Source organism: Streptomyces sp. NPDC028907 (assembly GCF_055564995.1).
Map to the genome: position 1 here is coordinate 130,255 of NZ_JBVHVE010000010.1, position 11,712 is coordinate 141,966.

An 11,712-nucleotide genomic window follows, 5' to 3' on the forward strand; every position below is an offset into this window, starting at 1 on the left:
GAGCGCCCGGAGTTGACCGCGGGGGAGGCGGCCGTGGGAAGCCTGGGACAATGGGCGGGCCAGGATCCACGGCGCCGATGCCGGGTGACCGGAGCCCGTCTCCGTCCGCATCGGGGAGATGGGGAGGGAACGTCAGCATGATCGAGTGGGTGTCCGTCAGCAGCGGTGCCAGGCCTGTCCCACGGCCCGTCGCCACCCCGCTGGTCTGGGCCGCGGCGTGCGGCGGGGCGCTGCTGCTGGTGGCACTGCTCAACTCCGTCGTCGGCACCGACCGTCCCGGCCTCGCCCTGGCCGTGCTGTCCCTGCTCGCCGCCCTGCTCGGCCTGTGCGCCCGCTTCACCGCGGCACCCGGCACCGCCCTGCTGTGCTGGCTGTTCCTCAACGGCTTCGCCATCCCGCCCGCCGGAATCCTCACCTGGGTGGGGCACCGCGACACCTTCTGGCTGACCTGCCTGCTCGTCGCCGCCCTCGTCGGCACCGCCCTGGCCCGCCTGCTCCACGCCCGCGCGGCCTATCGCCGCCTCACCGCCGGCTCGGGCTCCGCCGCACCGGAGCCCGGCGACACGCCGTACGACACCTGACCGGCACCGGCACCGGCACCGGCACCGTGAATCCCGCTTGCGCGGGCGCCCGGCGGGGCCGTCTGGGCTCACTGAACGAATTCTGCTGGATGGACGACCGTAAGACCCGCGACTTGTCCGGCACCGCGGCCTTCTTCGCCCAGACGCTCGGCTGGCGCCTCGAGGTGGACGAGGAGGACTGGCGCAAGGCCACGAAGGTGGCCACCGGAGGTCACCTCATCGGCGGCGTGAGCGACCTGGCCAACCCGGTGTAAGGTCACGTACCCGTTCGCCGGCCGGGGCGGCTCGCCGGGGTCGGTGTCTCCTCCGGTTCCTCGGGAGTCACCGCGCGGCCGCCCGGGTGGCGGAGCGCGCAGACGAAGCCGATGCCCAGGGCGATGGCCATGCCGTAGAACACCCACTGGTTGGCCTCGGCGAAGTCCATGCGGATCGCGCTCATCGCGTCGCGCATCGTCGTGGCGGCGGGGCCCGTGCCGGTGGGCGGGGCGGCGTCGCCGTTGCCTGTGACGGATTCGGTGATGTCGCGGGCGACGTCGTCCGCCACGTTCGGGGGCAGGCCACGGGATTCCAGGGTGTTGACCACGTTGGTGTTGGTGACGTGGGTCAACACGGTACCGAGGACGGCGAGACCGACGCTCGCCGCGAAGTTGCGTACGGTCTGGGTGATGCCCGTGACCTCACCGTACGAGGCGCCGATGGAGCGGTTGACGGCGTCCGTGGAGGCAGGGGCGAGAATGAAGCCGATGCCGGCGCCCGCGAGGGCCGCGTAGGGCCACTGGTCGTGCATGCTCAGATCGGTGAGTTCGCCCGCCCACAGGGCGAACCCGACGCAGCCCACGACGGTGCCGATCTTCAGCGCCGGGCGCGCGCCCTGCTTGTCGAGGATCCGGCCGCCCCACTGCGAGGCGATGGCGAACCCCGCGAAGAAGTACAGCAGGAACAGCGCCGCCTGGTTGGGGGAGGCGCTCAGACACACCTGGGCGTACACGGAGGCGAAGAAGAACAGCGGTACGAAGGCCAGCATGGAGAAGAACAGCACCGCCGCGTCCACGCTGAACGCCTTGTCCTTGAAGACCCGCAGATCGATCAGCGGATGGCGGACCCCGCGCTCGTACGCGACGAACACGCCGAGCACCATGAGGCCGCCCACGATGCAGAGCCAAGTCGCCGCGCTGTCCCAGCCCCAGGACCACGCCTGCTGGAAGCCGAGGACGCTCAGCCCCATGCCGACGGCGATGAGAGCGGCGCCGCGGATGTCGAGGGTGCCCGCGCGTCGCCGGTCGGAGACGTGGGCGAGCGCGGTGAGGACCAATGCCACGACGGCCACGGGGACGTTGACCCAGAACACGGCACGCCAGGTCCAGCCCGTGAGCCAGCCGCCCAGGAGCGGCCCGATGGCGGTCAGCGCGCCGGAGAGCCCGAAGAACAACGCCAGGGCCCGGCCCCGTCGGTCGGGCGGGAACACCGCCACCACCACGGCCAGCGCCGCGGGGAAGAGAAGCGCCGCGCCGAAGCCCTGCGTGGCCCGGAAGGCGATCAGCCAGCCCTGCGCCACGTCGCCCTTGGGGACGCAGCCGCACAGCACCGACGAGACGACGAACACCAGCGTGCCGACCACGACCATCCGGCGCGGCCCGTAGAGGTCGGCGAGACGGCCGCCCAGCGCGAAGAACGCGGCCAGCGCGAGCAGATAGGCGTTGACGACCCACTGCATACCGGATGCCGACAGCCCCAGTTCACGGACGATGTCCGGGGCGGCGATGGCGACGATGGTCTGGTCGATGAACGTCATCGCGACCGCGAACATCATCGCCGTGAGCGCCACGGTCTGTCGTGGTGCCGAGCGGGGTGAGGACGCGGTCTCGCCACGCCGCAAGTACGTGCCACTCACCCGTCCAGTCTGCGCCCGACCTCGCGAGGCCGCATCACCAGCGTGCCGCGCCGGCGTCCCCCGGTCGGACCGCCCGGCCTGGTCAGCCGCGCGTCTCGACCTGGCGCCAGAAGGCGTCGATCCGGGCGTTGAACAGGTCCGGGACCTCCTGGAAGGGCTGATGGGCCTCGCCGGGCAGCACCTCGAACCGGGCGCCGGGGATCCGCTGCGCGACCTCGCGGCCGAAGCGCGGCGGCGTGGCGATGTCGAGTTCACCGGCCAGTACGAGGGTCGGTACGGCGATCTGCGGCAGCCGGTCGAACGTGTCGTGGCCGATGAACGACGCCAGTTGGCCCTGGAAGGCCTCCACCGACTGGGGGTGGGGGAAGGCCAGCGTCTCCTCGATCAGCCGGTCGACGGTGCCGTCGGCGTGGGCGCGAGGCGTGTAGATCCACAGGTAGAACGCCTTGAGCATGGCGCGCTCGCTCGGCGCCCTCTCGACCATCCAGCGCCAGAAGTCCGTCATGGACCGGAAGTAGGCGTCCGGGCGGGCCACCGTGCTCATCAGGACAAGGCTGCGGACGAGGCCGGGGTGACGGAGCGCCAGTTCCTGGGCGATGAAGCTGCCACCCGAGAAGCCGGCGACATGGGCGGCCGGGACGCCGAGCGCACGCAGCAGTGCGGCGGCGTCGTCGGCCATCTGCGCGACGGTTACGGACTCCTCGGGGGAACGCGTACGCCCGGCGCCGCGGTTGTCGAAGGCGGTCAGCCGGTAGCGGTCCGACAGACCGTCGAGTTGCGCCTGCCAGGCCTCGGCGGGGTCGCCGAGGCCCGCGATGAGCAGGACGTCGGGTCCCTCGCCCCGGCGCTCGACCCAGAGTTCGACACCCTCAGTGTTGATCATTTCGCCCATGTCGCGGCCTCCTGGGTGGCGGTGGCGGTTCTGCTACCGTCGCACGGCCCGAGCAGGTCCGCCTGGAGTGCTCCGCGAGCCTAGGGCTCGATGAGGCCGACGCGGATGGCGTAGCGGGTGAGTTCCAGACGGTCCCGCAGGCCCAGTTTCTGGAGCAGGTTGGCGCGGTGGCGTTCGACCGTCTTGACGCTGATCACCAGGAGACGGGCGATCTCCTTGGAGGAGTGGCCCTCGGCGACGAGTTTGAGGATCTCCTCCTCACGTTCGGTGATGGGGCGGGCGGGCAGCCGGGCGCCGGTGCGGACGCGGTCGAGGTAGGTACGGATCAGGGCGGACTCGGCGCCCGGGTAGATGAAGGGCTCGTCACGCAGGGCGGCACGGCAGGCCTCGACGAGGTCGCGGTCGGCGACGGACTTCGGGACGTAGCCGGAGGCCCCGGCCTTGAGCGCCTCGAAGAAGAACTGCTCGTTGTCGTACATCGTCAGCATCAGCGTGCGCAGTCCGGGCCGGATACGGGCGAGCTCACGGGCGGCCTGCAGCCCGGTCAGGCGGGGCATGGCGATGTCGAGGATGGCCAGGTCGACCTCGTTGTCCCGGACCTTGGACAGGGCCTCCGCGCCGTCGGCCGCCTCGGCCACCACGGTCAGGTCCGGTTCGGCGTCGAGGATGAGGCGGACGCCGCGGCGGACGAGCGCGTGATCGTCGGCGAGCAGGATGCGGGCCGGTGCGGTCATCGCACGACCTCCCGGGGACGGTGGCCGGCCGTACGGCCCGCCACGTTCAGCCGAATCTCGGTGCCGCCCCGCGGGACCTGACCGATCGTGAGGTCCGCTTCGACGAGCAGGGCGCGCTCCCGCATACCGCTGATGCCGGCACCCTCGGGCGCCGCACCGATGCCCTGGCCGTCGTCGCGGACGAGCAGGACGACCCGGGAGCCCGGCAGCGGGCGCAGATGGACCTCGACGCGCGTGGCGACGGCGTGGCGTGCGGTGTTGGTGAGCCCTTCCTGGGCGATGCGGTAGAGAACGAGTTCGGTGGCCGGGTCGAGCGGCGGCAGGCCCGGCGCGATATGGGCCGTCGCACTGAGACGGGAGTTCGTGAACTCGGTCGTCAGCGCGCGCAGGGCGCTGTGCAGCCCGAGCTCCTCCAGGACGCCGGGGCGCAGACGGCGGGCGATCCGCCTGATCTCCTCCAGGCCGGCACGGGTGGTCTCCTGCGCCTGACGCAGGTCGGCGCGCACCGCTTCGGGGGCGTGGTCGGCCGTGTGCCGGAGCTGGAGCAGTACGGCGGTGAGGGTCTGCCCGACCTCGTCGTGGAGCTCCTGGGCGAGGCGCTGACGCTCGGCCTCCTGTGCGGACAGCGCTCTGCCGGAGCTGGTGGCCCGCTCCGTCTCCAGCCGGGCGAGCATGGCGTTGAAGGCAGTGGTCAGCCCGGCGATCTCGCCGGGGCCGGTGACGGTCGTACGACTGCCGGGTCTGAGGAGATCGGCGGTCGCCATGGCCCGGGTCAGCCGGGCCAGCGGCGCGAGGCCGATCCTCAGCAGGAGGGCGTTCGCGATCAGCATCACCATCAGCCCGGCGAGCAGGACCAGGGCCTCGCCCAGGAGGACCGGGGTGGAGACGGTGACCGGACCGAGGAGCAGCAGGACCGCGGCGACGAACACCGCCGCGTTCAGCAGGAAGATCCGCCAGTACAACGTCATGATCGCGTTCCCTTCCCGGTGTCCCTCACCTCCACTGTCTCCTGCCATCGCCGACCGGCCCGCACCGGGGCCCGGCCTGGCGGCGGGCCCACTGCCCCGCACCACTCTGACCGCTGTGGACACGGCGCGTCCATCCGTGCTGACACCCATGTTCGGGGCCGGTTCGCACCTGGCACGATGACCTTCGTCGCGGCGGTCCACCAGCTCCGTTCCGCCGTGCACGCACGAACGTCGCAACGAATGAACAGGGAGGGAGGGGTTGTGCCTGCTCCGCGGATGAGCACCACACCCTTGCCGGGTATCGGTGTCCAGTACGACCTCACCACACGGGAACACCGCCATCTGTCGGTGATCGCGCACCGGGACGGAACCCGGACGGTGAACGTGTACCGGACCGACGACCCGGACGCGTGCGCCCAGTCGCTGCATCTGACGGAGCCGGAGGCCGCCTCCCTGATCGATGCGCTGACCCCCTCCCACCACAGCCCGAACCTGCTGTCCACGACCGACCTGGGACTGGTGGCGGAGCGCGTAGAGCTGTCCGCGGCCTCCTACTGGAACGGGCGGGTCCTGGGGGACACCAGGATGCGCACCGAGACCGGCGCCTCGCTCGTCGCGGTACTCCGGCGGGCCCAGGCGATCCCGTCGCCGACGCCGGACTTCCGGCTGGCCGGCGGTGACATCCTGATCGTGATCGGCACCCGCGAGGGTGTGGAGGCGGCCGCCGAGATACTCGGGCGGGACTGAGCGATGCACTCCTCCGCGGTCTTCCTGATCGAGTTCGGCGCGATCATCCTCGGTCTCGGCCTCCTCGGCCGACTGGCCGGGCGCCTCAAGTTCTCCCCCATACCCCTCTACCTGCTGGCCGGGCTCGCCTTCGGCGAGGGCGGTCTGCTGCCGCTCGGCACCAGCGAGGAGTTCGTCGCGATCGGCGCCGAGATCGGCGTCATCCTGCTGCTCCTCATGCTCGGCCTGGAGTACACGGCCAGCGACCTCGTCACCAACCTCAAGACCCAGTACCCCGCCGGTCTCGTCGACGCAGCCCTCAACGCCCTGCCCGGCGCCGCGATGGCCCTGCTGCTGGGCTGGGGCCCGGTCGCCGCCGTCGTACTGGCCGGCGTCACCTGGATCTCCTCCTCCGGCGTCATCGCCAAGGTCCTGGGCGACCTGGGCCGGCTCGGCAACCGCGAAACCCCGGTCATCCTGAGCATCCTGGTCCTCGAAGACCTCTCCATGGCCGTCTACCTGCCGATCCTCACCGCCCTGCTCGCCGGTGCCGGGCTCGCGGCGGGCAGCCTCACCCTCGCCATCGCCCTCGGCGTGGCCGGCCTCGTCCTGCTGCTGGCCGTGCGCTACGGACGCCACATCTCCCGCTTCGTCTCCAGTGACGACCCCGAGAAGCTGCTGCTCGTCGTCCTCGGCCTGACCCTGCTGGTCGCCGGGATCGCCCAGCAGCTCCAGGTGTCGGCCGCGGTGGGCGCGTTCCTGGTCGGTATCGCCCTGTCCGGCGAGGTCGCCGAGGGAGCCCACAACCTTCTCGCCCCGCTGCGGGACCTGTTCGCCGCGGTGTTCTTCGTCTTCTTCGGCCTGCACACCGACCCCGCGAGCATCCCGCCCGTGCTCCTGCCCGCCCTCGCGCTGGCCGTCGTCACGGCCGCCACGAAGATCGCCACCGGCTACTGGGCCGCCAAGCGCGCCGGCGTGGGTGTCAAGGGACGCTGGCGCGCCGGCGGCACCCTGGTCGCCCGCGGCGAGTTCTCCATCGTCATCGCCGGCCTCGCCGTCACCGCCGGCATCGAGCCGTCCCTCGGCCCGCTGGCCACCGCCTACGTCCTGATCCTCGTCGTCGTCGGCCCGCTCACCGCCCGCTTCACCGAACCGGCCGCAGCGTGGATCACCCGGCGCCGCACCCTGTCGGTTCCGCGCCAGACGGAGGCACCCGCCCCGGAGGAGGCCACGAAGGCGGCCCAGGGCAACGGCCCCGTCGGCCCCGTATGAGCGAGGGCACCCGGGGTCACCGGGTGCCCTGATCACGGGACCGGCCCGCGCAGAGCGCCGTCCGGACGGCCGCCTTGATGTCGGCGCTCTGCGCGTCCGGACCACCCGGGCCGAGGTTCACCATGACCGTCGCCCGCCTGCCGTCGAGCGTGGCACCGGCCGCCGTCTCGAACCCGGGGAAGTCACCGGTGTGTCCCCAGTAGAGGCCGCCGCAGGGCAGCGGCCTGCTCTCCAGACCGAGACCGTACGCCTGGCCGTCCGGCTTGCCGGTCGGGCGGGTCCGCATCATCTCCCGGAGCTGGGCCGGGCGCAGCAGCCTGCCGCGTACAAGGGCGTCCAGGAACCGGTTGACGTCGGTTCCGCTGGAGATCATCTCGCCGGCCGGGCCTCCCACCGACGGGTTGATCGCGGTGATGTCCCTGAGGGGCGCGTCGTCGCCCGGCCGTACGTACCCGCGCGGGTGCGGCCCGGGGATCGCCGGGGAGTCACCGGGTACATACGTCTCGCGCAGGCCGAGCGGAGCGATGATGCGCCGACGGATCTCGTCGCCGTAGGGGTGCCCGGTCACCTTCTCGATGATCAGGCCGGCCAGCAGGTAGCCCGTGCTGGAGTAGCGCCAGCCGGTGCCCGGCTCGAAGGTCGGAGGGTGGGCCAGCGCGATGTCCACGAGGTCACGGAGGTCGCGATGGGCCAGTGGGTCCTGAAGGATCTCCTGCGGGCTGAGGTGGTCGAGGATGTCCGGGACGCCGCTGGTGTGCTGGAGCAACTGACGGACAGTCATCGCCCGTCCGTCGTTGCCGTGTCCACGGACGACGCCGGGCAGGTACCGCTCCACCGGTGCGTCGAGGACCATGCGACGCTCTCCCACCAGCTGGAGCACAACACTCGCCACGAACGTCTTGGTCATGCTGCCGATCCGGAACCTGCTGTCGGGGCGCACCGGCGCTTGGCTCCGCACGTCCGCGACACCGTCGGTCAGCACCGCGCTGCCGCGCCGGCCCCGCAGTTCGACGAGCGCTCCGGGCCCGCCGTCGACCGTGGTCAGCCGCCGCAGGAGTGCGCGCAGGCGCGCGTGGTCGGAGCTGTGGGCGGCGGACTCGGCGGAGCCGACCGGAGCGGTGGTACTCGGCCGGGGCACGTCGTCTCTCGCGGGTGCGCCCACCGCGACACCGACCACCACCGCCAGTGTGAGTAAGCCGCCCGTCGCACGCTGCTTCTGTTTGATCACGTGTGCCCCCTCGGTCGTGACAACCATCGGGCACGGAGCACCGGCGGCCCCGCCCCGCTGTCCCACGATGTCCGCGGCGGGCCTGCCGTCGCGATGGGGCGGCCATCCGGACCTGTGCTGGGGCTAACCCCCGGCCGAGGGCGACGTCCGGCGATCGGCCCGCAGTCGGTACGGGGCGGACCGGCCGCGAGGCACTACGCCGTGATCGCGCTGACCGCGCCGGCCATGGGGGTGCGCGGTGCGACGATGTGGCGGCTGGGGACGGGCCTGAACACCACCCTGGTGACCGGCACCCTGGTCACCAGGATCAGGAAGTCGGCGGCGGGCGGCGGCACGCCGGACACCTTCCAGCCCTACCGCCTCGCCGCTCTCGTGGCGGTCTTCGCCGGCGCCGCCATCGGCACCCTGCTGCTGCGGGCCGGCCTGGCCGCCGCCCGGGGCACCGGCCGCCGGGCGGCGGGACGCATGCACATGGCCGCCCTGGGAACCCCGGAAGCATGCGTCCGAACCATGACGAGGCGCCCGTCCTGGAGGCCCTCTCCCGCTACCACGACGCCGACGAGCTGGGTTTCAGCCCGCCCGGTCACAAACAGGCACGCGGCGCGGACCCCAGAGCCCGGGCCGTCCTCGGCGACGCCGTCTACTTCGGTGACGTGCTGGCCGACGGCGGTCTGGACGACCGCCTGTTGCGGGGGCGGGTGCTGGAGCGGGCCGAGGAGCTGATGGCGGATGCCGTGCACGCCGAGCACACGTTCTTCTCCACCTGTGGCAGCTCCCTGTCCGTGAAGGCGGCCATGCTCACGGTGACCTGCCCGGGCCACAGCCTTCTCGTCGGGCGGGACGCCCACAAGTCCGTGGTCGCCGGACTCGTCCTGTCCGGCGTCCGGCCCGCCTGGGTCGAACCGGAGTGGGACGAGGAACGCCACCTCGCCCATCCGCCGTCGGCCGCCGCCTACGACAAGGCGTTCACCGAGCATCCCGATGCCGACGGCGCCCTCGTCACCAGCCCCACCCCGTACGGCTCGGCGGCCGATCTGCGCGCGATCGCCGAGGTCTGCCACCGCCGCGGCAAGCCCCTGATCGTCGACGAGGCCTGGGGAGCGCACCTGCCCTTCCACGACGCGCTGCCGTCCTGGGCCATGGACGCGGGCGCCGACGTCTGCGTCACCAGCATCCACAAGATGGGCAGCGGCCTGGAGCAGGGCTCGGTCTTCCACCTCCAGGGCGAGCTCGTCGACCCCGCCGAACTCGCCGCGCGCGCCGACCTGCTCGGCACCACCAGCCCCAACGTCCTGCTGTACGCCGGGATCGACGCGTGGCGCCGGCAGATGGTCCAGCACGGCCGTGAACTCATGGACCGGGCGCTCGCCCTGGGCAGGCGTACCCGTGCCGCGATCGAGGAGATCGACGGTTTCCACGTCAACGACGCGGCGGACTTCTGCGGTCCCGGACGGGCCGCCGAATTCGACCCGCTCCCGGTCGTGATGGACATCGACACGCTGGACACCACCGGCTATCGGGCCGCCGACTGGCTGCGCGAACACCACCACATCGACATGCACCTCTTCGACCACCGGCGGGTCAGCGCCCAGCTCACCCACGCCGACGACGACCGGACCACCGCCCGTCTGCTCGCCGCCCTGCGTGACCTGGCCGACCACGCCGGCGAACTGTGTGACTCACCCCGCGTCGACGTGCCCGGCCCGGCCGACCTGCGCATGGAGCAGGTCACGCTGCCCCGCGACGCCTACTTCGGCGACCACACGGACGTACCCCTGGACAAGGCCGAGGGCCGGGTCGCCGGCGAGATGATCACGCCGTATCCACCCGGCATCCCCGCCGTCCTCCCCGGTGAACTCCTCACCGAACCGGTCCTGCGCTACCTGTCGACCGGCGTCCGCGCCGGCATGAACCTGCCCGACGCGGCGGACAAGCAACTGAGCACCATCCGGGTCGTCGACGAGGACTGACGGCCCTACGCCCGTTCGGACCTGCCCGGCACGCACAGCCACGCGAGGACGGCGGCGCCCAGGTAGGCGAGCGCGCCGACGGCCATGCTGGTGCGCAGCCCGGTGTCGAAGTCGCCGGCTGAGGCGAGCAGGCTGCCGCCGAGGGCCACACCGGTGGCGCTGCCGATCTGACGGGTCGTGTTGAACAGGGCCGAGGCGGCCCCCGAGTACGCCGGGGGCGCGGCGCCCATCACGGTGGCGGTCGAGCCGGTGAGGGCGAAGGAGGTACCGAACCCCGCGGCCATCATCGGGGCGACCAGCAGCGCGTAGGCCGGGTCGGCGCCCGCCGCGGCCCAGCCGGCCAGCCCCAGGGCGGCCAGGAGCATGCCGGAGACCACCAGCGGACGGTCGCCGGTGCGGGCGCTCAGCCGCCCGGACAGCACGGAGGCGAACATGGTCATCGCCACCGCCGGGAACAGTGCCAGCCCGGTGCCGAGGGCGCTGAAGCCGCGATGGTGCTGGAACGCCAGGCCGGCGGTGAACACCATGCCGTAGAAACCGAAGTTGAACAGCAGACCGATGACGGCCCCGCCGCTCATCGCACGTGAGCGCAGCAGACCCAGCGGAAGCACCGGGGACCGGGCCAGCCGCTCGCGCACCGCGAACGCCACGGCGGCCAGCACCGCCAGGCCCGCCCCGGCGAGCACCACCGGATCGGACCAGCCGCGCCGCCCGGCCTCGTTGAGCGCCCCGGTCAGCAGCGCCACCGTCGCCACGACCGCGCACTGCGCGGGCCAGTCCAGGGCCCGGTCGGCGCGCCGGGGCGAGCGGGCCACATACCGCGGTGTCAGCGCCAGGCAGGCCGCGCCGACGGGCAGGTTGACGAGGAACACCCAGCGCCAGCCCACGGTGGAGACGAGCAGCCCGCCCAGCAGCGGCCCCGCGCAGGCCGCGATGCCCGCCATCGAACCCCACAGCCCGAAGGCCCGCGACCGTGCGGCCGCCCCCGGGTACGCCTGTTGGAGCAGCGCCAGGGAACCTGGCACGATCAGTGCCGCGCCGAGCCCTTCCACCAGCCGGGCCACCACCAGGAAGGGCGCGTTCGGCGCGAGCGCGCACGCGGCCGAGGCCGCGGTGAACACGACCACGCCCGAGCAGAAGACCCGACGGTTGCCCAGCCGGTCGCCCAGCGCGCCCCCGGTCAGCAGGAACCCGGCGAGGACCAGGGTGTAGCCGTCGGTGATCCACTGGATCCCGGTGAGCGACGCCGACAGTTCACGGCCGATCACCGGCACGGCGACGTTGATGACCGTCACATCCAGGATCACCATGAAGTACCCGGCGCACACCGCCAGCAGCGGTGCCCAGGAGCGACGCTCGGACCGCGGGTCCGACTCAGGAGGGCCGTTCATCCCGAAGCCACCGTAAGGGGCATATGCCGCGCCCCACATGCGGGGGAGCGGCCCACCCC

The 11,712-nt window shown here is 72.4% G+C and carries 11 protein-coding genes and 1 pseudogene; 6 read left to right on the forward strand and 6 right to left on the reverse strand.

The features are described 5' to 3' along the window. Positions 1 to 137 precede the first annotated feature (137 nt). Both ACZ4UU_RS28895 and ACZ4UU_RS28900 read left to right on the forward strand, forming a co-directional pair. Entirely contained in the window at positions 138 to 581 is a 444-nt protein-coding gene (locus tag ACZ4UU_RS28895; protein ID WP_471906294.1) for a hypothetical protein, read from the forward strand. An 89-nt stretch (positions 582 to 670) separates the two neighbouring features. Beyond that, entirely contained in the window at positions 671 to 835 is a 165-nt protein-coding gene (locus ACZ4UU_RS28900; RefSeq protein WP_471906295.1) for a VOC family protein, read from the forward strand. A gap of 2 nt (positions 836 to 837) precedes the next feature. Here ACZ4UU_RS28900 and ACZ4UU_RS28905 read toward each other — a convergent pair whose 3' ends face one another. From ACZ4UU_RS28905 to ACZ4UU_RS28920, 4 genes are all read right to left on the reverse strand, one after another. Further along, entirely contained in the window at positions 838 to 2,391 is a 1,554-nt protein-coding gene (locus ACZ4UU_RS28905) for an MFS transporter (protein WP_471906514.1), read from the reverse strand. A 163-nt stretch (positions 2,392 to 2,554) separates the two neighbouring features. Beyond that, positions 2,555 to 3,364 carry an alpha/beta fold hydrolase gene (locus ACZ4UU_RS28910; RefSeq protein ID WP_471906296.1) on the reverse strand — a complete coding sequence of 270 codons (810 nt, stop codon included), beginning with the start codon at positions 3,362 to 3,364 and terminating at the stop codon, positions 2,555 to 2,557. 80 nt (positions 3,365 to 3,444) lie between these two features. After that, positions 3,445 to 4,098: a response regulator gene (locus ACZ4UU_RS28915; RefSeq protein WP_471906297.1), complete on the reverse strand. Its 654-nt coding sequence runs from the start codon at positions 4,096 to 4,098 to the stop codon at positions 3,445 to 3,447. Continuing rightward, positions 4,095 to 5,066 (reverse strand): sensor histidine kinase, encoded by a 972-nt coding sequence (locus tag ACZ4UU_RS28920; protein ID WP_471906298.1) that lies wholly within the window; start codon positions 5,064 to 5,066, stop codon positions 4,095 to 4,097. Before ACZ4UU_RS28920 ends, ACZ4UU_RS28915 begins: the two co-directional genes overlap by 4 nt. A gap of 276 nt (positions 5,067 to 5,342) precedes the next feature. Here ACZ4UU_RS28920 and ACZ4UU_RS28925 point away from each other — a divergent pair, with 276 nt between their 5' ends. Further along, on the forward strand, positions 5,343 to 5,813 hold the full coding sequence (locus ACZ4UU_RS28925) for a cation:proton antiporter regulatory subunit (protein WP_471906299.1): 471 nt from the start codon (positions 5,343 to 5,345) through the stop codon (positions 5,811 to 5,813). 3 nt (positions 5,814 to 5,816) lie between these two features. Next, positions 5,817 to 7,064, forward strand: coding sequence for a cation:proton antiporter (locus tag ACZ4UU_RS28930; RefSeq protein ID WP_471906300.1), 1,248 nt, complete (start codon positions 5,817 to 5,819; stop codon positions 7,062 to 7,064). Between the two features lie 16 nt (positions 7,065 to 7,080). Here the strand turns inward: ACZ4UU_RS28930 and ACZ4UU_RS28935 are convergent, their stop codons facing one another. Then, positions 7,081 to 8,292 (reverse strand): serine hydrolase domain-containing protein, encoded by a 1,212-nt coding sequence (locus tag ACZ4UU_RS28935; RefSeq protein ID WP_471906301.1) that lies wholly within the window; start codon positions 8,290 to 8,292, stop codon positions 7,081 to 7,083. 225 nt (positions 8,293 to 8,517) lie between these two features. On the opposite strand from ACZ4UU_RS28935, the pseudogene ACZ4UU_RS28940 reads away from it, so the two are divergent. Both ACZ4UU_RS28940 and ACZ4UU_RS28945 read left to right on the forward strand, forming a co-directional pair. Beyond that, positions 8,518 to 8,664 (forward strand): annotated as a pseudogene (locus ACZ4UU_RS28940) (hypothetical protein); the annotation flags it as partial. A 125-nt stretch (positions 8,665 to 8,789) separates the two neighbouring features. Next, entirely contained in the window at positions 8,790 to 10,262 is a 1,473-nt protein-coding gene (locus ACZ4UU_RS28945) for an aminotransferase class I/II-fold pyridoxal phosphate-dependent enzyme (RefSeq protein WP_471906302.1), read from the forward strand. 5 nt (positions 10,263 to 10,267) lie between these two features. Here ACZ4UU_RS28945 and ACZ4UU_RS28950 read toward each other — a convergent pair whose 3' ends face one another. Beyond that, entirely contained in the window at positions 10,268 to 11,653 is a 1,386-nt protein-coding gene (locus ACZ4UU_RS28950; RefSeq protein ID WP_471906303.1) for an MFS transporter, read from the reverse strand. Positions 11,654 to 11,712: the final 59 nt, after the last annotated feature.